Here is a 19899-nt window from a genome sequence, read left to right as displayed (position 1 = left end):
TTTCCATGGCGCGCTTTCCGGGCTTTTCTTCCGCACGGGGCCTGACTCTGGTCGAGTTGCTGGTCGCCATGGCGATTCTCTCGGTCCTGGCGGCGGCGGTGCTGCCGGTCGCTGAAGTCACCGTGCGCCGCACCCAGGAGATCGAACTGCGCCGCGCTCTGCGCGAAATTCGTAGTGCCATCGACGCCTATAAAGAAGATTACGATCAGGCGGTGAAGGAGAACACCCTTCCCGGCGGCGCTGATCTCGGCGATACGGGCTACCCCGAGGATCTGGAAACCCTGGTGACGGGCAAGGACTGGGGCGGACCGAACAAGCTCAAGAAAAAGTATCTGCGCCGCATTCCTCCCGACCCCTTCGACGAATACGGCGATGGCTGGGGGCTGCGTTCTTACGCCGACGACGCTGATTCGACGGTCTGGGGAGGGGAGGATGTCTACGACGTCTATTCCCAGAGCAGCCGCACGGCCCTTGACGGTACCCTTTATTCCACCTGGTGAATGCCTCCATGCGGATCATAAAATGTTTGCGCCATCTGCCCCGGGGGTTTACCCTGGTCGAACTCCTGATCGTCATGACCGTTATCGGTATTCTGGCGAGCATCTCCGTGCCGAGCTATCAGCGCAGCCTGATCAAGGCGCGGGAAACGGTCCTTATGGAGGATCTCTACCAGATGCGCCGGGCGACGGATGCCTACTACGCCGATCACGCGGCCTATCCCGAATCTCTCGAAGATTTGATCAATAAGCGCTATCTGCGGGGAGTGCCCCGCGACCCCTTCACCGGCGAGAGCGAATGGGAGTGCATCCCCCCGGAAGCGACCGACGACGGGGAACTGGCGCCGGGTGGGTGTTACGATTTCCGCAGCGTCAGCGATCTGGTCGGGCTCAACGGCATTCCCTACAGCGAATGGTAAGTCATGATCCAGTTTTATAATGTCTGCAAGTCATACAAAAAAGACGCGGCCGCGCTGATCGATCTCAGCCTGAAGATTCCCAAGGGGGATTTCGTTTACATCACCGGGCCTTCCGGCGCCGGGAAATCGACCCTCCTCAAGCTCCTCTATGCGGCGGAAAAACCGACCCGGGGGCAGATCCTCATCAACGGCCAGAACGTGACGCGCATGGGCAGCCGGCAGATTCCCTTCCTGCGGCGGCGGCTGGGTATCGTCTTCCAGGATTTCAAACTGCTCAATACCCGTACCGTCTTCGAAAATGTCGCCTTTCCCCTGGAGATACAGGGGCGCAAGCGTATGGAAGTGGGGAAGAAGGTCTTTCAGACCTTGAAACTGGTGGGGCTGGAGCATAAAATGAACCGGCTGCCCCTGGAATTGTCCGGAGGCGAACAGCAACGGGTGGCGGTGGCCCGGGCCTTGGTGATTGATCCCCTGGTGCTGATCGCCGACGAGCCGACGGGCAATCTCGATCCGGAAGTGACCCTGGAGATCATGGAACTCTTCAAAGGAGCCAATGCCCGGGGTTCGACGGTGTTGCTGGCCACCCACGACCGGGAGATGATCCGCCGCTTTCCGAAGCGGGTGCTGGCCCTTGAGCATGGTCGTCTGATTGAGGATCGTCCGGCCTGAGAAGACCGAGTAAAGGGATAACAAGTGGAATGCCTGATCTATTTTTTTCTGCGGGCCTTGCGCAACATGCGCCAGTGCCCGTTGCTTTGTGGGGTGGCGGTGGGCACGGCGGCGGTGGCCCTGACCATCATCGCTTTTTTCGCTTTGGTGGTCATCAACGTGCAGCAGTTGGCCGCGCACATCGGTGAGCGGGTGGAGATCGTCGCCTATCTTGATTCGGTGCCCGCGTCCGACGGCCTCAAGTTGTTGCGGCAACGGATCGCGGCCCTGCCCGAAGTCGCCGAGGTTGGCTATACCTCCCGGGAAGAGGCCATGACCCTCTTCAAAAAGCGGTTGGGACGGGATGCGGATCTGCTCGAGGGGGTCGGCCCGGAAATCCTGCCGGCGTCTTTGTCCATCTCCCTCAAACCCGATTTTCGTACTCCCGCCGAAGTCGAGCGGGTGGTTTCCGGCCTGCGTCGGGATCTCGGCCTCGACGACGTGCGCTTCGGTCGCGAATGGCTGGAAAAGTTCGAGGCCTTCGTCACCCTGCTCAAGATCGGCGGGGCGGTGATCGGGGGTTTCCTGCTCTTTGCCGCCCTCTTCATCGTTTCCAACACCATTCGCCTCACCCAGTATGCCCGCCGCGATGAGCTTGAGGTGATGGGCCTGGTCGGGGCGACAAGCATGTTCATCAAAGCTCCCTTTCTCATTGAAGGCGCCCTGCAGGGACTGCTCGGCGGCCTGATCGCCGTCGGCCTGGCTTTTGCCGTCTTCCACTATTTTCTTCACGAGGCCTTGGCTTCCCTGCTCCTCGCCTCGGCGAGCGGCTCCATCGTCTTCCTCCCCTTGGGTTTCCAACTGCTGCTGATTTGCGCCGGGGTTTTCCTGGGGTTTTTCGGCAGTATCACGTCGCTGCGCAAGCTGGTGCGGATTTGAAGTCAGGGTTCGGTTTTTTTCTCATTGTGTTCTTTGGTGCGCTGCTGGTTTACTCCCCCGGGGGGAGTCTGGCCGCCGACAAGAAGGCCGTCGATAGCCGCGAGACACTCAAGGAGATCGAACAGCGGCTGACCCAGGCGACGAAATCCCTCTCGAAGAAGGAAAAAGAGGAGAAATCCCTGGGGAAGGATCTGAAGACGGTGGAAAGCGAACTGGCGCGCCTGCAGAAAAGCATGGCCAACCAGGACCGGCGCCTTGGCGTCCTCAAGGACGAACTGGCTGCGACCGAAAAAGAGAGCGCCCGCCAGGAAGAGGCCGCCGAGTCGTTGCGGGGGCAAGTGGAAGAGCGCCTGGTAACGCTCTACAAGGGCGGAGACATGGGTCTTTTGCGCACCCTGCTGCTGGCTCGGAGTCCGGTGCGCATGGCCGAGGATTACGAATTTTTTGGGCGCATTGTCCGCCGGGACCGGGAACTTCTGGACGGTTACCGTCGGCGTCTGGAGGAACTCAGCGCCGCTCGCGAGCGGCTGTCGGGCCTGAGGTCCGAGCAGGAAGCGCTGGTCGCGCAGGGACGGCGCGATCGGGAATCCCTGAAGAAGGCGGCGGCGCTCAAGAAGAAACTGCTGGCTCGGGTCAAGACCGACAAGGGCAAGCTTGCCGGTGAGGTCGCCGCCCTCAAGGAGCGGGCCGCGCGTCTGTCCAGCCTGGTCAAAAAGCTTGAATCGACCAAGCCCCGGGCGTATACTTCCAAACCTTCCGCGCATGATCCCAAAACCCCTCTGGCCAACCCCTTTGGCCGGCAGAAGGGCCGGCTCTCCTGGCCGGTCAACGGTAAGGTCAAGGTCCCCTTCGGAACCGGGCGCCACGCCAATCTGGGAACCCTGTACGAAAGCCACGGCATCGAAATCAGTGCCTCTCCCCAACAGCCGGTGGCCGCCGTCTGGTCCGGGCGGGTTGCCTTCGCCAATGAATTCAAGGGCTACGGCAATCTGCTCATTCTTGACCACGGCGACAGCTACTATACCCTCTATGCCCAGGCCGCGCGTCTGGCGAAGCGGGTCGGCGAAACGGTCGGCCAAGGGGAAACGGTGGCCTATGCGGGCTTCGAGGGGAACAATACAGTATACTTTGAAATCAGACATCGCGGGACGCCGCTCAATCCGGCTTCCTGGCTCAAGGCTCGTTGAGGTCGTCCCGTCCGGAGGATTCATCCATGTTCAAACGCCGTTGGTTGCGCCTATTGGCGCTTTTGGCCTGTCTGCCTTTCGGTTGGCTGGCTGTCGGCCAACTGACCCGTCCCCTCGCTGCCGAGGCCCGCTCCCAGTATGAGGATATCCGCCTTTTCTCTGATGTCCTGGCGCTGGTGCGCAAGAGCTATGTCGAGGAAGTGCCTATGCAGGATCTCATCTACGGCGCCATTGACGGCATGCTTGCCGCCCTCGACCCCCATTCCTCCTTCATGCCGCCGGATGTCTACAAGGAGATGAAGGATGACACGCGTGGCGAGTTCGGCGGTATCGGCATCGAAATCACCATCAAGGATGGCGTGCTGACCGTCGTATCGCCCATCGAAGATACCCCGGCCTACCGGGCGGGATTACAGGCGGGGGATCAGATCGTCAAGATCGGGGATGGCTTCACCAAGGACATGAGCGTCATGGACGCGGTCAAGCTCATGCGTGGTCCCAAGGGGAGTCCAATCCGCATCACCGTCTTCCGGGAGGCCTTTGAGAAGCCCAAGGAATTCGAGCTGGTGCGGGAAATTATCAAGATCCGCAGCGTCAAGGCCCGCACCCTGGAAGACGGTTACGGCTATGTGCGTCTGGCCCAGTTCCAGGAGCGTACCGACGAGGAACTGGCCAAGGCCCTCAAGGAGTTACGCCAGGAAAATGGCGGCCGTCTTGACGGGCTGATTCTCGATTTGCGCAACAATCCCGGCGGTCTGCTGGAGCAGGCGGTGAAGGTGTCCGATGCCTTTCTCGGCAAGGGGATGATTGTCTATACCGATGGCCGGGAGGAAGGCAGCCACATGGAATTCCACGCCCGACCGGGGACGGAGGAAGAGGATTTCCCCCTGGTGGTGCTGATCAACAGCGGCAGCGCCAGCGCTTCGGAGATCGTCGCCGGAGCCCTTCAGGATCACGACCGGGCCCTGGTTCTGGGAACCCAGAGTTTCGGCAAGGGCTCGGTGCAGACCGTAATTCCCTTGAGCGACAACTCCGGGTTGCGCCTGACCACAGCCCGCTATTACACGCCGAACGGCATCTCCATCCAGGCGCGGGGCATCTCTCCGGACATCCTGGTTGCCCCCGCCGAACTGAAGAAGGTGGGGGAGGATGAACATTTCCGGGAGAAAGATCTGAGTAACCATTTCGATACCGATCCCCTTGACGCCCAGCCGAAGGATACCGAAACGCCCCGGAAGTTTGATCTGAAAGCGGCGGATCGGGACGATTATCAGTTGATGCGCGCCCTTGACCTGCTCAAGGGCTGGCGCGTCTTCAAGGAACTCAAGGCCCCCGCCGCCTGAGCCGGCGGGACTCTTCGACTCACGACGGGGGGAGAAGATCCCCCCTTTTTTTCTGGTTCTGCCCGTGTCTTCGCCTAAAAAAAGCCCCCGCGCCAAGCGGCCATCCCTCAAGAAAAAAGTTCCTCCCTCCTCCAGTCGTCAGCTGCGCCTGCTTCTTGCCGCACTTGGGGTGATCGGCTTTTTGCTGATCAGTCTCATTCTTTTGACCTATGTGCGACAATCCCGGCTTGCGCCTCCGCAACCGCCGACGTCACCGCCGGTGATCGTAAAACCTCCGGTTCCGGTCGTGCCCGAGTTGACGCCCACGGCGCCGGATGGCGAAGACTTGCGCCGTCTTCTTTCCCGGTCCCTGACCCGGCGCGGCTATGCCGGCGAGGGAATGCGTATTGAGCAGGATGGCGGGGTCACGACTTATGTCCTTGACGCGTCCTTTCCGGGTTCCGTCGCCCTGGATGCCCTGCTTGAGCCCCTGCATGGGGCGGCGCCGGAGGTGCGGCTGGAAACGGGCAGCACCCCCGGCTTGCTGCTGGTGCTGCTTGGGGATCGGGTCGTGGCGCGCTTGCAGTTCCGCCCCCCGGTTGCCCCTCCGGCGCCGGTCATCCCGCCCTCCTCGGTCGCGCCTCCGTCGGCGGTTGCGCCCCCACCGCCGGTTTTGCCGCCGCCTACCTCCCTGAGCCCACTCCCTGTGGGAAAAGCGGGCCGGGTGGCGATCGTCATGGATGATCTCGGTCGGGATTTGGCTTCGGCCCAGGAACTGCTTGCCATCGATCTGGCGGTGACCTGCGCCATCATCCCCGAAAACGAGGCCGCGCTCCAGGTAGCGGAGTTGGCCCACCGGCAGGGGCGCGAGGTGATGATGCACATGCCTATGGAGCCTCAAGGCTATCCCCGGGTCAATCCCGGTGCCGATGCTCTGCTGCTGCGGCAATCCGCTGAGGAAATCCGTGCGCTGTTGCGCGGTTACCGGCAGCGGGTACCCTATGCGACGGGGGGGAACAATCATATGGGCTCACGTTTTACCGAGAGCCGGGAAAAGATGGCGGTGGTGCTGGAGGAGTTGCGGAGGGAGGGGCTCTTTTTCGTGGACAGCCGCACCAGTAATCGCTCGGTGGCGTATGAGACGGCGCGGGAGTTGGGGGTGGCGACGGCGCGGCGGGACATCTTTCTCGATAATGTCCGCACGGTTCCGGCGATTCGCGGGGAGATCCGGCGCATGGCGCGAATGGCGGCGAAGAACGGAGAAGCGCTGGCGATCTGCCATCCCTATCCGGAAACCTTCGCGGCTCTGCGCGCAGAGGCCGACGCTCTGCGCGCCCAGGGGCTCAGTGTGGTGCCGGCGTCGCGGTTGCTGGTGCGCTAGAAGAAGGGGAGGTCAGTCCCGGGGCAGTTGCCCGGCGATACGTTCGGCAATCTGCCGGAACTCCCGGTACTGCTCGTCGTAGAGAATACCTTCACTAAAATCGGAACTGATTCGGCGGATCAGCAGGAAGCCGTCGCTCAAGCGGTCGTCCCCATCCAGCAATCCCGCGTTACGCAGCAGGGGGCCCCAAGGGGGCAGCCCCTCCTGGGGCGCGCCGGTCAATTCGGGCAGGTCGATGACTTTGTGGGAGACTTCCAGCCCCTCTTCATCGAAACGATAGAAGGAGAGCTGCTGCTGGTAGAATCCTCGGCTGTTGGGGGCACGGCGCAGGACGAAGAAGGAGCGTTGGGCCGATTCGCGAAAGAGTTCGCGCAGGGGATCCTGGCTTTCGATCTGGCGTCGAGCGCGATAGAAATAGGGGAAGACTAGGCCGGCGAAACAGTCTTCTTCGAGCAGACCGGACCGCTCGGCGGCGGGGTTCTCCCAGTAGTAACCGGCATGCAGGCTGCCGTCGGCGGCTTCGAGAGACTTGCCGCAGAGCAGGCATTCGCTGCTCAGGTGCCGGCGGCGGGCCGTGAAGGATGCGTCCCGGGCGTGGGCCTGGCGGCCGAGTTCCTCGGCGAAAAGATCGAGGCGGCGCGGTTGTTCCTCCAGGGTTTCGAGATAGATCTGGCGCGCCAGATGGGAAAACTGGACATGGACCTCGGTGGCGCGGCCGTGGGTGATGACCGGATAGATTTTGCCTTCGGGGTTGGTGTTGAGGGATTCGACCTTGGGACTTTTGGCGATGTAGCCTTCTAGGCAGCGATAGCCGCGATTGATGGCGTAGGCTTTGAGCAACTGGTAGGGGTCGCGGAAGGGCCCGTCGTAATGGATGCGCTGGTCGACCAGGCAGGGGAGGATGCGCAGCGCCCGCCGGGAGAGGCCGTAACGGTCGAAGAACTCGTAGAGATGCTTGCAGTTCTCCAGCGAGGGGGCGTCCTTTACCGGCACCACCACCCGGTCGGCGGCAAAGAGGGCATTCTGGGTGAAGATATCCATGTCGGGGCGGGTGTCGATGATGATCACCCCGGAAAGCGCCGATTCGGCGAGAATCCGGGCGAGACGCGCGGGGCTGGTCAGGCGCTCGCGCAGATCGGCCAGCTCGCCGCTGGATGGAACGAACTGTACGCCGTATTCCCCCATCTCGATCATCGGATCGATCTTCTTCTCCACCAGCATCTTCAGCACGTCGCCGCTCTGGGGGGCGCGTCCGATGCGGAACATGCGGTCCACCGAGAAGTGGTTGTCGAAGCTGAAGAGGGTGACCGGCAGATCTTCGTTAATGGCTTTCAGGTAGATGGCCAGATTGGTGGCCAGGGTGGTCTTGCCGACCCCGCCCTTTTCACTGGAGATGGTCACTACATAAGGTCGGGACATGAGCCTTCCTTCCATGGTCGCTAGAAAGGCCCTATATAGGGCAGCCAGCCGTAAAAGTCAATCCTAAACCCCTATATATGGTGGTATTCACAATGCAGGACAACGTCACCGTCCTCACCGTGTCGCGGCTCAATGCCCTGCTCCGTGACCTGATCGAGGACAACTTCATGCAGATCTGGGTCGAAGGGGAGATTTCCAACTTCTCCGTCCCTGCCTCGGGGCACTGGTACTTTTCGCTCAAGGATGCCGAGTCCCAGGTGCGCGCCGTCATGTTTCGCGTCCAGAACCGGCTCTTGGGCTTTGTTCCCGAAAGCGGCATGCGTGTCGTCTGCCGCGGTCGGCTCTCCCTCTACCCGCAGCGGGGGGAGGTGCAGCTGATCGTGGAAGGGCTGGAACCCCGGGGGGTGGGGGGGCTGCAACTGGCCTTCGAACAGCTTAAAAACCGGCTTGCCGCCGAAGGACTCTTTACCGTCGAGCGCAAACGCCCGCTCCCTGCTTTTCCCCGGGTGGTCGGTGTCGTCACCTCGGCGACCGGCGCGGCGATCCATGACATCATCCAAGTGCTGCGCCGTCGGGGGGCGGGGGTGCAGGTGCTGCTGCGGCCGGTGCTGGTACAGGGGGAGGGAGCGGCCCGGGAAATTGCCGCCGCCATCGCCGAACTCAACCGCCAGGGGGAGGCCGAGGTGCTGATCGTCGGGCGCGGCGGTGGTTCCCTGGAAGACCTCTGGGCCTTCAACGAAGAGCCGGTGGCGCGGGCCATCCACGGCTCAAGGATTCCGGTGATTTCGGCAGTGGGGCACGAAGTCGACCATACCATCGCCGATTTTGCCGCCGATTTGCGGGCACCGACGCCGAGCGCCGCTGCCGAAATGGTGGCACGCGGCCGCCTGGAACTGGAGGAGCATCTCGATCATCTGGTTCTGCGCCTCGCCGCCGAGATGCGCCGCCGGGTCGATTTCGGCCGGGAACGCCTCGACGGACTCCGACGCCGTTTGCGCTCCCCCCGGGAAAGCTTGGCTCTGGCTCGACAACGCCAGGCCGACTTGATGCGCCGGCTTTCCCTGGCGATGGTGCGAAAGCAGCAGGAACGGGCTTGGCGTCTGGACGCATTGGCCGCGCGGCTCAACGACCTCTCCCCTCTGCGTACCCTGGGGCGGGGGTACGCCATCGTGACCCGGGCCGGGGGCGAGATCGTGCGGGATGCGGGGACTTTGCTCGCCGGCGAGCGGGTGGAGCTGCGTTTCGCCCGAGGCCGGGCCGGTGCCCGGATCGAGGAGGTGGAAGGATGAAACGCGCCGTCGGGTCGTGGATGCTCTTTGCTTTTGGTCTGTTTCTGACGGTTTCGGCCTGGGCCGGGGAACTGCGTCTGGAGCCGGAGGTCATCGCTCCCGGCGAGGTCGCCCTGGCGCGCTGGATGGCGGGCGGGCCGACGGCGGGGGAGCTGCGTTTCAATGATAAGCTGATTCCCCTGGCGCCGGGGGAAGAGGGCGGACGGGCCTTGCTGGGGCTCGATCTGAATGCCGCCCCCGGCGATTACCCGGTGTTCCTGCGGCGGACGGGGGGGACGGAACAGAAGGTTGGAACCCTGAAGGTCACGGCGAAGAAGCGTCCGGAAGAACACCTGACCTTGCCCAAAGCCTATGTTTCCCCGCAGGAGCCGGCCGTGCTTGAGCGGATCGAACGGGAGAGCCGGCTGTTGCAGAAGATCTTCGCGGTGCGTTCCGAAGAGACGCTGCCGACAAAGTTCATCCTGCCCGTCGGCGATCCCATGGGGAGCCCTTTTGGTCTGCGCCGCATCCTCAATGGTAAGCCCCGCTCTCCCCATGCCGGTGTCGATTTTCGCAGTCCCCGGGGGACGACTGTCGGCGCCGGAGCCGCCGGTCGGGTGGTCTTTACCGGCGATCTTTACTATTGCGGTCTGACCGCTATCGTCGATCATGGCGACGGCCTCTACAGCATCTACTGCCACCTGGAACACCTCGGCTGTGCACCCAACCAGCAGGTCGCGGCGGGCACCCCATTGGGGCGGGTCGGGAGCAGTGGTCGTTCCACCGGCCCGCACCTGCACTGGGGGATCAAGTTGCGCGGTGACCGGGTTGATCCCATTTCCTTGGTGCGGCTTCTGGACGGGAAAAAATCTTGACTCCCCTTGGGGGGCATGTTCATAATCCGTAAATTGCGCAAGGAGTCCGAATGGCCAGAAAAACGAGTTTCGAAGGGGCGCTCAAGGCCCTGCAAGCGGCGGTCGAGAGCCTCGAAAAGGAGGATCTCAGTCTTGAATCGTCCCTCGCCTTCTTCGAGGAGGGAGTAAAGAACGCGGCTCTTTGTCGGCGGTTGCTCGACGAGGTCGAACTCAAGGTCGAACAGCTGAGCCAAGGCGCGGACGGCGGTTTTGTCAAGCAGCCTTTTTCCCAGGAATGACGGGGTGCCGGAGAGACGGATGGACCTGAACCGCTATATTGACGAGCGCGTCACCCTGGTCGAAGAGGCTCTGGACCGCTATCTTCCCGATGCGGCGACCTTGCCCGGGCGGCTGCACGAGGCCATGCGCTACTCGATCTTCGCCGGGGGCAAGCGCATCCGCCCGATCCTGGTCCTGGCGGCTTGCGAGGCGGTGGGGGGAGAGACGGCACGGGCCCTGCCCGTAGCCTGTGCCCTGGAAATGATCCATACCTATTCGCTGATTCATGACGATCTGCCGGCCATGGATGATGACGACCTGCGCCGGGGGCGTCCGACCAATCACAAGGTCTTCGGCGAGGCCACGGCTATTCTCGCCGGCGACGCCCTGCTGACCCAGGCTTTCGTCCTGCTTTCCGATCCCGAATCCTGCCCGGAGCTGCCCCCCGCCACCCTTGCCCGGATCATCCATATCATCGCCCGCTGCTCCGGGTCGATGGGCATGGTCGGCGGTCAGGTGGTCGATATGGAATCGGAAGGACGGGAGGTGGATTTCCCTGTCCTCGAATATATTCATACCCATAAGACCGGAGCCCTGATTCTGGCCTCGGTCCAGTGCGGTGGGCTGGCCGGGAATGCCGACGAAAAGACCATGCAGGCCCTGAGCGGTTATGCCGGTGCCGCCGGGCTCGCCTTTCAGATCGCCGACGATATCCTCGATGTGGTCGGCGAAGCTGCCGCCCTGGGCAAAGGGGTCGGTGGAGATCAGGCGCGGGGGAAAATTACCTATCCTGCCTTGCTGGGTCTGAACGAAGCCCGCGAGCGGGCCCGGGAACTCAAGGAGCGGGCCATCGATTTTCTCGCGCCTTTAGGCCCTCTCGCCGAACCCCTGCGGGAAATCGCCCGTTATATTGTCGATCGCGGCCGCTGATCGCGGGCCGTGTTTGTTGAGAAAAGGCTGTGCCCATGAACTTGGAGAAGATCAATGCCCATCCCCCCGCCATCAAGGATCTTTCGCTCACCGAGCTCAAGGATCTGGCCGAGGAACTGCGCGAGCGCATCGTCGCCACCGTTGCCGCCAACGGCGGGCATCTGGCCAGCTCTTTGGGGGTGGTGGAACTGACCATCGCCCTGCATCGGATACTCGATACGCCGACGGATCAGATCGTCTGGGATGTGGGACATCAGGCCTACGCCCACAAGTTGCTGACCGGCCGTCTCGGCCGTTTTCCCAGCTTGCGGCAACTGGACGGCATCAGCGGCTTTCCCAAACGCGAGGAGAGCCCCTACGACGCTTTCGGGGTCGGGCACAGCAGCACCTCCATCTCGGCGGCTCTGGGCATGGCGGCGGCCCGCGACGCCCGGGGGGGACGGGAAAGGGTGGTGGCGGTCATCGGCGACGGCTCCCTGACCTCGGGGCTGGCTTTCGAGGGGTTGAACCAGGCCGGTGATTTGAAGAAGGATCTGGTTGTCATTCTCAACGACAACGAAATGTCCATCTCCCCCAATGTCGGGGCTCTGGCTTCCTTTCTCAGTCGCAAGATGACCTCCGATCTCTTCGTGCGCATGAAAAAAGATGCCAAGAGCCTGCTCTCGGGTATGCCCCATTTCGGCAAGGATCTGCTCAACCTGGCCCGCCGCGCCGAGGACTCCCTGAAGGGCTTCTTCACCCCCGGGATGCTTTTCGAGGCTTTCGGTTTCGACTATGTCGGTCCGGTGGACGGCCATCAGCTTGAAGATCTCATGGAAACCCTGGAGAACGTCTCCCGCCTCAATGGACCGGTCCTGCTTCATGTCCTCACCAAAAAAGGGAAAGGCTACGCTCCCGCCGAAGAGAATCCGGCACTCTTCCATGGGGTCGGGCCCTTCGATCGCCAAACTGGACGGGTCAAGGGCGGCAGCGGCGGCCCCCCCAGCTATACCGATGTTTTCGGAAAGAGCCTTATCGCGCTGGCCGAGGCTGATCCTCGGGTGGTGGCGATCACCGCGGCGATGCCCGAGGGGACCGGGCTGATCGAATTTTCGAAGCGGTTTCCCGAGCGCTTTTTCGATGTCGGCATCGCCGAGCAGCATGCCGTGACCTTCGCTGCCGGTTTGGCGGCCAATGGATTGCGTCCTACCGTCGCTCTCTATTCGACCTTTTTGCAACGGGCCTACGATAATGTGCTGCACGATGTCTGCCTGCAAAATCTGCCGGTGACCTTCGCTCTCGATCGGGGCGGACTGGTCGGCGCCGACGGGCCGACCCATCACGGCGTTTTCGATCTTTCCTATCTGCGCCACATCCCCAACCTGGTGGTGATGGCTCCCCGGGATGAAATCGAGCTGCGCCGTGCCATCCGTACCTCCCTGGTTACGGACGGCCCCTTTGCTTACCGTTATCCCCGGGGCGCGGCCTTGGGGCTGCCCGTGCCCGAGGTTGTCGAAGCGTTGGACATCGGTCGGGGCGAGAAGCTGCGCGCGGGAACGGATGGCTGTTTTCTGGCCCTCGGCGTCGGTGTCGCCGCCGCCCTGGAGGCCGCCGAGCGCCTGGCGGAGGAAGGCATCTCCCTGGCCGTGGTCGATGCCCGCTTCGTCAAGCCTCTCGACCGTGATCTGATTCTCGCGGAAGCGACGTCCGGGCTGCTGTTGACCGTCGAGGAGAACGCCCTGCAGGGCGGCTTCGGCTCGGCCGTGCTGGAACTGCTCGCCGACGAGGGGCTGTCGCCCCGAGTGCTGCGCTTCGGGGTACCCGACCGTTTTGTCGAGCAGGGAACCCAGGCAGAATTGCGCGGGCGCATCGGCATCGATGCTGCCGGCCTCGCTTCCCGGGTTCGGGAGCATTTCGCCCAGGGGGGGGCGGCGAAGGCGCCGCGTATCGCCCTGGCGAACGGTATTTGATCTTCTTGCCCCATAACTTTGCTTGTTCGGAGGAGGTTGGTTTGAATCAGGATCCCAGATCCAGGCTCTTTCGTTTACAGGATCTCGCCCTCCCGTCCCCCATGGCGCAGGAAATCCTTGCCGTGCTCGCCGATGACCAAGCCGACTTGGAAGAGGTCGCCGCTATTATCGAGACCTATCCGGAGCTGACGACCCGCATCCTGCGCTGCGCTAATTCCGCCTATTACGGCCACCGGGGGAAGATTCAGTCGGTCGCCGAAGCCATCATCCGGGTGCTGGGGCTCTCTATGACCAAAGCCCTGGCCCTCTCCCTCTCCCTCGAAAGTCTCCTGCGGGTCGAGTCCTGCCCCGCCTTCAGGGAGGAGCGGCACTGGTATCTGTCGGTGCTGAGCGCCCATCTGGCGCGCGCCCTGACCCCGTTGCGTAACGGCGAGCCGCATCCCTCGCCGGGAGCGGCCTATGCCGCGGGACTTCTGCATGACCTGGGGATCCGCGCCCTGGCCGCACTTTTCCCCGCAGAGATGCAGCGGGTCTTTACCGCCGAGACGGGGGATCAGCGGGCGCTGATGCGCGAATTGCTGGGGATGGATGCCGAACAGGCGGGGGCGTTCCTTGCGCGGCGCTGGGGACTGCCCGAGCCCTTGTGCCAGGCGATCGCCCTGTGCCGCTCTCCGCTGGCGGAGGTGCGCGACAACCCCTTGGCGGAGGGGGTCGCCATTGCCGTTGTTCTCGCCGAGAATTCGCTGGAGCGGGAAGGGCCACCCCCTTTTCCGGAAACGGCCGGAACTCATTGGGGATCCCGTACCGAAATTGCTCGGGTCATCGCCGGGGTGATCCAGCGTGCTGAGGAATTTCGCACCATGGCCCGGGCTCTGACCCGACCGGCGGGGGATGCATGAAGACGACGCCACTCAACAAAACCTTTCGCGAGATGACGGCGGTCTTCGATGAACTGCTCGCCTCTCTCTCCACGTTGAAAGGCCTTGGTTCCCTCGACCTTGAACAATGCGGCGAAGGCCGGCTGCTCCAGGAAGCTTTGACTTCGCTGGTGGAAAATTACGGGATCGAACGCTGCGCCCTCTTTTTCGTCGAGAACGGCCGCGAGCGTCCGGTTGCGGCCGTGGCCTGGTACAACAGTGTGCTGAAATTTTGCGGCCAGGGGGAAGAAGTCTGTTGCGACGAGGTGCCTCCCCTTGAAGCCGCCTTTGTCGATCGTGTCATCCGTTCCGGCGAGGTGCGGATCTGCGATGACTGTCGCGGCGATGATGAACTCGAAGCCCTGATCGAAAGGGATTCCCCCCGGAGCCTGCTTGGCGCTCCTCTGGTCGTCGGCGGGGAGCGGGTCGGGGTATTGCTGCTCGTGGCGTCCGAACCCCAGCGTTTCGGCGCCTGGCAGCAGCGTTTCATCCCCCTCTTCGCACTCTTTCTCGGGCAGGCTCTGATGTCGAGCCGGCTTATGCATAATCTGGAGAACCAGGTTCGGGAGCGGACGGTGCAGTTAGAGAAGGTGTTGCGGGAGACCCATGATTTGAAAGAGCGCTATCAGTCCCTGGCCATGGTGGATGCCCTGACCGGGTTATACAACCGGCGTTTTTTCTTCTCCGAAGGGAGCCTGGTGGTGGCTCGGGCCTTGCGTTATCGGCATGCCGCTGCCTTCATGATTCTTGATCTCGACTCTTTCAAACGTGTCAACGATTGTTACGGTCACGGGATGGGAGACCAGGTGCTCCGGGATTTCGCCGAAGGCTTGCGTCGAGAGTTGCGGGAGACGGACATCCTGGCGCGGATTGGCGGTGAGGAGTTTGCCCTGCTTCTTTCGGGGACAGGAATCGATGGCGCGCTGGAACTGGCCGGAAGGCTGTGTCGGGCGGTGCGCGCCCTGACCTGGTCGGTGAATGGAAAGAGTTTCGGCATCACCTTCAGCGCCGGCGTGGCGACCTTGCCCCTTTCTTCGGAACCTGGCGAGACCCTTGATCTCGGCCGTTCGGACATGCTTGAACAACTCTTTTCCCAGGCGGACAAGGCGCTTTATGAAGCCAAGGCACAAGGGGGGGATCGGGTGCTGGTGGGCGCTTCATAACGTTTGTGTTAAAAAATATATTATGTTATCTTTCGCTTCCGTTGGAAAACGGAGTTGATCATCGGCCGCGGGTAATGTCCAGAGCTTTTACCGCGAGCTGCTTGCCCACCTAGCCTCGGGGTTTGAGCATGAAGATTCTGTCGCTGAATTGTTGGAGCCGGTCCGTCAACTATCATCTTCTCGACTGGCGGAAAAAAGTCATTCTCGCTCGTGGAACCGTGGATCGGGTCGTGATCGGCGACGGTTCCGTCAGTCACGAAGTGACCGGTCGGGGAACCTGGCAGCTCCCCGTCGATTGCCCTGATCACGCCAGCGCCATCGAAGTGATCCTGCGCACCCTCACCTCCTCCGATTTCGGCGTTCTGGGCGCGCTTTCCGAGATTGCCGCCGTCGGCCACCGAGTCGCTCACGGCGGCGAACGCTTTACCTGTTCGGTCCTTATCGACGATGAGGTTGTGGCGGCCATCCGTTCGGTGGAGCATCTGGCTCCCTTGCACAACGGCCCCAATTTGGCCGGAATCGAAGCGGCCCGCCGCCTCCTTCCCGACATTCCCCAGGCGGCGATCTTCGATACTGCTTTTCATCAGGGCATGCCCGCCCAAGCCTATCTCTATCCCTTGCCTTATGAATGGTATGAGCAGCACGGGGTGCGCCGCTACGGTTTTCACGGCGCTTCCCACCTCTTCATGGCCAAGCGCGGGGCGGTGCTGCTCGGCAAACCGGTCGATAGCGTGAATCTGATCACGGTCCATCTGGGCAAGGGGGTTTCCCTTTGCGCCGTCCGTAACGGTCGTTCCGTTGATACCAGTATGGGGATGACCCCTCTCGAGGGGCCAGCCATGGGCTCCCGTTGCGGTGATATCGACGCCGGCATCTTTCCCTACATCATGCAAAAGGAGCAACTTTCCCCCCGGGACTACACCGCGATTCTCAATCAGAAAAGCGGTCTTGCGGGGATAGCTGGAGGAACCGGGGAACGACGGGAAATTCTGGAAGGCGCTGCCGCCGGTGATGTCCGTTGCCGCTTGGCCCAAGAGATCGAAGGTTATCGCCTGCGTAAATACATCGGGGCCTATTCCGCCGTTCTCGGCCGGGTGGACGCACTGATTTTTACTTCTAATTACAGTGATGCGGGCTGGGCGGTGCGTGAGAAGTCTTTGACCGGACTGGAGTTTCTCGGCATGTCTCTGGATCGGGAGCAAAACCGGCTGGCGGATCGCGATGACAGCGAGATTCTGATTTCCCTTCCGGATTCACCGGTTCCGATCTATGCGATTCCCGTGGCCGACGGTCTGGTTTTCGCCGAGGATGTGAACGCTATTCTGGCTGGCGGCTGCCGCGATCATATGGAAAGCGATTACTCGTTTGGGCATGAGGACTTTGTCATGCCCTGGCGGGAGCGGGAAATCTAGTGGAGCGGCCCCGGCGCTCGACCCTTGCGGCCGCGTCGGAAAAAGAACGAAGTTTGATGACCTTGTAAAAACTCGTCAACTGCCGTGTTGCTGCCGTTGTCCCGTTACTTTACTTTACGGCTTCGACGTCCCTGTGTACGCCTCATTGCTCGACCATGGCGTGCCTTGCATGTGCTTTGCACAACCAGCCAACGTAAAAAAGCCCGGGAGCGAGGGGATCACCCCCGTTTCCGGGCTTTTTTTGTCGCGGTTTCCAGAAGGTTCGCCTCTTTACTCTTCCTGGGCAACCTGAAGGATTCTCCCTTTGATCATCGCCGCGAGAAAACGGCAGACTTCAAGTTCGAGAACCCCCGATTTCAAACAGATCTCCTGAACCGTACGCCGGCCGTCCACCAGGGCGAGGATGTTCTTCTGGTTGGCGGGCATGCGCGCGTTCTGCAGCTTGTTTCGGCCATTCCCCTTGAAGTCGATGCGTGTATCCAACGACGGAATAGTCTGACGCAAGCCTTTCCATTCCTCAATCTGCAAGGCCGCCTTGCGGAGCAGGTTGTTGACATCGATCTTCAGATCTTCATGGGTGGGAACATTATTATTCATTGCTTCGTATTCAAAGTAACCGTGCGGCGTAAAAAGCCAGGAGAAGAGCAGTTCCTCGGCCTGGATATGGAGAGTGTCGCGCAAATCCCCTTCTGTCAGGGGGGAGGTTTCCATAAGGATTTCGCCGATGCGCCGGTTGGGCTGCAGGGAGCAGATCTCCATGGCGCGTTCCAGTTGCGCCTGGGAGATCAGTTCGCGGCGCAACAGCAGGTCGCCGAGTTTGTTCATCAGAAAGGCCGTGGGCGAGCCGTCCGTCGGATGGAAGGCATGCACGGCAGCGATGTGTCCGCGGTTGAAGTGAATGTGCTTTTCGTCGATCTTGGTAAGGACCCGCAGACGGCCGGGTTTACGCTGACCAGAAATGAGCTTGAGCAGGGCCGGCGCCTGGGTTCCTCCCAACTCCCCAGAAATGCTCAGGGAGGAACGGGAGGCTGCGGAACGGTGGCGGGAAGCGGCTTCAGGGCGGGCGCTCCCCGACGGCGGAAGGGTGGCGGCGGGCGTGGCCGGTTCCTCGCTCTGAAAAAAGTTCAGGTAGCCGGGTGAGGCAGCGATCGGGATTTCTCCCTCTTGCGGTTTGGTCCGGAAATCGTCCGCCTGGGGAATATCGTGGAACATCGGCAGTTCGGCAAGTACCCCCGAAGATTCGTCGCTGAGATCGGCGCTGATGAAACCGTCGGGAAGGGCGTTCGGCGTTGTCTCGACGGCATCCGTAGTCTTCGCGGAGAAAGAGGAAGGGCTTTCCGCCTCCGCGCTGATATGTTCTCCCCAAGGGTTTCCCGGTTGCACCACCGGCAGGGGAATTTCCGCTGTTGTGGAATCTTCCGCAGGCGAGAAGGGCGCGGCACTCTCTGCGAACGGCTCTCCGGTCTCGGCCATCATTTCTTGCGTCTCTTTCGGCGCCGGTTCGACGCTGTCCCAGGGAAAGGGGTTCGCCGCAACTTCTGTCGCGTCCACGACTTTGGTTTTCGCTCCCGCTGTTTCGGCGGGAGCAATGAAGCTCTCTGTTTTATTTACGTCCGAATTTTCGGTTTCCGGCATTTCGGTCTTTTCCGGCCAGGGGAATTCCTTTGCGCCGGCCGCTTCCGCAAACGCTTCCGGCGAAACGGAGGGCAGACCTTTCGCTGCGTCCGCCTCCCAGGAAACTCCGGGCAGGTCATCGGTAGACGCGCCGACTTCTTCTTTCGCCCTCACCGGCTCGTCCGTGCCCAAGCCGGTTTCCTCCTCTTCCCTTAAGGACGCTTCCGGTTCGATAAGCGCTTCGTCGCTATCCGCCGGGAACGCTTTGGTTTCAGGTTCAAGAACGGCAGGGATTGGATCTGCGGGGATAAAGGGAGGAGTCGGTTCTGCCGATGCTTCAACGATGCGTGCGGCCAGATTGGGAAGGTCGGTCCCTCCTTGCGCTTGCGGCGGTACCGCAGGCAGGGACTCTGTCTCGCGGCTGCCGGGGGCGAGGTCGGCGGCACAAGACCCCCCCTCTTTCACGGTTGATGCGGAAGGCAGGGCGCGTTCGCCATAGAGCTGATCCTTGACCCGGGCGGCGGTGATGATCGAACCATTAGCGGCCGTGACGGGGGCGAGGGGCGTCTTTCCCGCGTCGTGGGGAAGACGGGGGGCCGGACGACGCCGTTGCTGGAAGAGGAGCAACCCCAGACCGGTTGTGGCGAAGGCGGCGACCAGAATCAGGAGCAGACTCTTCAGACCGAAGAGGGAAGAGGAGGTGTGGGCGTGTGTCGCGGCCGGTTTGGGCGTCTGAGCGGATCCCGGATCCGTGTCGGTCGCCGAAGTGGCCACCGGTTCGGAGTCTTTTTCGGCCCGTTCGGTTGCGATGGGCGTTGTTACCGGCGATTCCGGCACCGGGGCGGGAACAGGTGGCGCGGGGGGTGTCGAGGTCGCGGCCGCAGGGTCCGGGGTCGGCTCTGTCGCTGCGGTAACGGCGGTGGGCTTTTGTGTGGGCGCTGCGGTCGCTGGTTCCGGCGCCGTCTTCGCGGCCATTCTGGTTTGGGTGGTCGTTGGCCGGGGGGTTGCTTTGGCTTTGACCGCTTTGGCCTTGCGCGGTGGGGCGGCTTTGACGGCACGCTTCGTCTTGGTCGCGGCCACTTTCGGCTGTGGCGGCGCTACGGGAGCCGGTTGGAAGATGCGTCGGGCCTCGGGGTCTGCGGCGAGGCGGGTGATCGTCTCTTGGAGGCGAGGAATCAGGCGGCGGTTGCTCCCCTGGCGCAGAACGATGGGGTCGAGGGAGCCAAAAGCGCCGGTGCCGGAAAGGAGGAGGAACTCCCCGGCGGGCTGTCGTTTTACGTAGGCCCGGGAGAAAACGGCGATATCGACCAGCTGGTAACGGTTCAGCCAGGCATGCAGGGTCCCTTCATCCCGGAAGAGACGCACGGAAACGGTCTCCCCCAGGCGCTCCTCCAGGGCGGCGGCGAATTGTCGGGCCTGGGTGTTATCGCGGATCAGCCCCCCCTCGTGCGGAGCCGCGCCGAAAGTCAGGGCCGACCAGGCGGAAAGCGGGAAGAGAGCAACAAGGGCGAGAGCGATGAGAAGTTTTCGGATCATGAGCACCGGCGAGATCTCTTGAAATGCATTGAATGGAAGTGACATCCTCACGGTGTCAGATAGACACCGTGCATCCCGTGTGTAAAACCAGGGGTTACAACGCAAGCGGCAACGGCGATGGCCGATGCCCGCTGGTATGGTCTTCCGTGGTAGGTTCCCCACCCA

The 19899-nt window shown here is 62.2% G+C and carries 17 protein-coding genes; 15 read left to right on the top strand and 2 right to left on the bottom strand.

What is annotated here, in order from left to right; all coding sequences use genetic code 11:
* Positions 1–5 precede the first annotated feature (5 nt).
* The 7 genes from RBR25_RS14825 (at position 6) to RBR25_RS14795 (ending at position 6393) form a co-directional block, all read left to right on the top strand.
* Entirely contained in the window at positions 6–500 is a 495-nt protein-coding gene (locus RBR25_RS14825) for a type II secretion system protein (RefSeq protein WP_432820330.1), read from the top strand.
* A gap of 8 nt (positions 501–508) precedes the next feature.
* Positions 509–916: a type IV pilin protein gene (locus RBR25_RS14820; protein ID WP_432820329.1), complete on the top strand. Its 408-nt coding sequence runs from the start codon at positions 509–511 to the stop codon at positions 914–916.
* Between the two features lie 3 nt (positions 917–919).
* The gene (ftsE, locus tag RBR25_RS14815) at positions 920–1585 is read left to right on the top strand and encodes a cell division ATP-binding protein FtsE (RefSeq protein WP_432820328.1); all 666 of its coding nucleotides are present in this window, start codon (positions 920–922) and stop codon (positions 1583–1585) included.
* 24 nt (positions 1586–1609) lie between these two features.
* The gene (ftsX, locus tag RBR25_RS14810) at positions 1610–2503 is read left to right on the top strand and encodes a permease-like cell division protein FtsX (protein ID WP_432820327.1); all 894 of its coding nucleotides are present in this window, start codon (positions 1610–1612) and stop codon (positions 2501–2503) included.
* A gap of 26 nt (positions 2504–2529) precedes the next feature.
* Positions 2530–3690 carry a murein hydrolase activator EnvC family protein gene (locus RBR25_RS14805; RefSeq protein WP_432820326.1) on the top strand — a complete coding sequence of 387 codons (1161 nt, stop codon included), beginning with the start codon at positions 2530–2532 and terminating at the stop codon, positions 3688–3690.
* 26 nt (positions 3691–3716) lie between these two features.
* Complete coding sequence (locus RBR25_RS14800; RefSeq protein ID WP_432820325.1) at positions 3717–5033, top strand: S41 family peptidase; 1317 nt, start codon at positions 3717–3719, stop codon at positions 5031–5033.
* A gap of 64 nt (positions 5034–5097) precedes the next feature.
* Complete coding sequence (locus tag RBR25_RS14795) at positions 5098–6393, top strand: divergent polysaccharide deacetylase family protein (RefSeq protein WP_432820324.1); 1296 nt, start codon at positions 5098–5100, stop codon at positions 6391–6393.
* A gap of 12 nt (positions 6394–6405) precedes the next feature.
* Here RBR25_RS14795 and RBR25_RS14790 read toward each other — a convergent pair whose 3' ends face one another.
* The gene (locus tag RBR25_RS14790) at positions 6406–7812 is read right to left on the bottom strand and encodes a ParA family protein (protein ID WP_432820323.1); all 1407 of its coding nucleotides are present in this window, start codon (positions 7810–7812) and stop codon (positions 6406–6408) included.
* 92 nt (positions 7813–7904) lie between these two features.
* Here RBR25_RS14790 and xseA point away from each other — a divergent pair, with 92 nt between their 5' ends.
* From xseA to RBR25_RS14750, 8 genes are all read left to right on the top strand, one after another.
* The gene (gene xseA, locus RBR25_RS14785) at positions 7905–9101 is read left to right on the top strand and encodes an exodeoxyribonuclease VII large subunit (protein ID WP_432820338.1); all 1197 of its coding nucleotides are present in this window, start codon (positions 7905–7907) and stop codon (positions 9099–9101) included.
* A complete protein-coding gene (locus RBR25_RS14780) occupies positions 9098–9955 on the top strand; it encodes a M23 family metallopeptidase (RefSeq protein WP_432820322.1) in 858 nt (285 codons plus the stop codon). Before xseA ends, RBR25_RS14780 begins: the two co-directional genes overlap by 4 nt.
* A gap of 50 nt (positions 9956–10005) precedes the next feature.
* Positions 10006–10233: an exodeoxyribonuclease VII small subunit gene (gene xseB / locus RBR25_RS14775; RefSeq protein WP_432820321.1), complete on the top strand. Its 228-nt coding sequence runs from the start codon at positions 10006–10008 to the stop codon at positions 10231–10233.
* A 19-nt stretch (positions 10234–10252) separates the two neighbouring features.
* On the top strand, positions 10253–11143 hold the full coding sequence (locus RBR25_RS14770) for a polyprenyl synthetase family protein (protein WP_432820320.1): 891 nt from the start codon (positions 10253–10255) through the stop codon (positions 11141–11143).
* A gap of 35 nt (positions 11144–11178) precedes the next feature.
* Positions 11179–13092, top strand: coding sequence for a 1-deoxy-D-xylulose-5-phosphate synthase (dxs, locus tag RBR25_RS14765; RefSeq protein WP_432820319.1), 1914 nt, complete (start codon positions 11179–11181; stop codon positions 13090–13092).
* A gap of 41 nt (positions 13093–13133) precedes the next feature.
* Positions 13134–13991, top strand: coding sequence for an HDOD domain-containing protein (locus tag RBR25_RS14760; RefSeq protein WP_432820318.1), 858 nt, complete (start codon positions 13134–13136; stop codon positions 13989–13991).
* Positions 13988–15172, top strand: a complete 1185-nt coding sequence (locus RBR25_RS14755) for a sensor domain-containing diguanylate cyclase (protein ID WP_432820317.1) — start codon at positions 13988–13990, stop codon at positions 15170–15172. The genes RBR25_RS14760 and RBR25_RS14755 overlap by 4 nt, the downstream gene beginning before the upstream one ends.
* Before the next feature lie 128 nt (positions 15173–15300).
* Entirely contained in the window at positions 15301–16584 is a 1284-nt protein-coding gene (locus RBR25_RS14750; protein ID WP_432820316.1) for an acetate kinase, read from the top strand.
* Between the two features lie 270 nt (positions 16585–16854).
* Here RBR25_RS14750 and RBR25_RS14745 read toward each other — a convergent pair whose 3' ends face one another.
* Positions 16855–19734: a DUF4388 domain-containing protein gene (locus RBR25_RS14745; RefSeq protein ID WP_432820315.1), complete on the bottom strand. Its 2880-nt coding sequence runs from the start codon at positions 19732–19734 to the stop codon at positions 16855–16857.
* Between the last annotated feature and the right edge of the window lie 165 nt (positions 19735–19899).

The organism is Trichloromonas sp. (genome assembly GCF_034006665.1).
Taxonomy (GTDB): Bacteria; Desulfobacterota; Desulfuromonadia; order Desulfuromonadales; family Trichloromonadaceae; genus Trichloromonas.
The sequence above is the reverse complement of the archived record's forward strand: the minus strand, read 5'-3'. Positions and strand labels throughout refer to the sequence as shown.

Coding starts and splice junctions, on each gene's coding strand:
- xseB (WP_432820321.1), top strand. CDS start 10,006: ATGGCCAGAAAAACGAGTTTCGAAGGGGCGCTCAAGGCCCTGCAAGCG.
- RBR25_RS14825 (WP_432820330.1), top strand. CDS start 6: ATGGCGCGCTTTCCGGGCTTTTCTTCCGCACGGGGCCTGACTCTGGTC.
- ftsE (WP_432820328.1), top strand. CDS start 920: ATGATCCAGTTTTATAATGTCTGCAAGTCATACAAAAAAGACGCGGCC.
- RBR25_RS14750 (WP_432820316.1), top strand. CDS start 15,301: ATGAAGATTCTGTCGCTGAATTGTTGGAGCCGGTCCGTCAACTATCAT.
- RBR25_RS14745 (WP_432820315.1), bottom strand. CDS start 19,734: ATGATCCGAAAACTTCTCATCGCTCTCGCCCTTGTTGCTCTCTTCCCG.
- RBR25_RS14780 (WP_432820322.1), top strand. CDS start 9,098: ATGAAACGCGCCGTCGGGTCGTGGATGCTCTTTGCTTTTGGTCTGTTT.
- dxs (WP_432820319.1), top strand. CDS start 11,179: ATGAACTTGGAGAAGATCAATGCCCATCCCCCCGCCATCAAGGATCTT.
- RBR25_RS14770 (WP_432820320.1), top strand. CDS start 10,253: ATGGACCTGAACCGCTATATTGACGAGCGCGTCACCCTGGTCGAAGAG.
- RBR25_RS14790 (WP_432820323.1), bottom strand. CDS start 7,812: ATGTCCCGACCTTATGTAGTGACCATCTCCAGTGAAAAGGGCGGGGTC.
- xseA (WP_432820338.1), top strand. CDS start 7,905: ATGCAGGACAACGTCACCGTCCTCACCGTGTCGCGGCTCAATGCCCTG.
- RBR25_RS14800 (WP_432820325.1), top strand. CDS start 3,717: ATGTTCAAACGCCGTTGGTTGCGCCTATTGGCGCTTTTGGCCTGTCTG.
- RBR25_RS14755 (WP_432820317.1), top strand. CDS start 13,988: ATGAAGACGACGCCACTCAACAAAACCTTTCGCGAGATGACGGCGGTC.
- RBR25_RS14820 (WP_432820329.1), top strand. CDS start 509: ATGCGGATCATAAAATGTTTGCGCCATCTGCCCCGGGGGTTTACCCTG.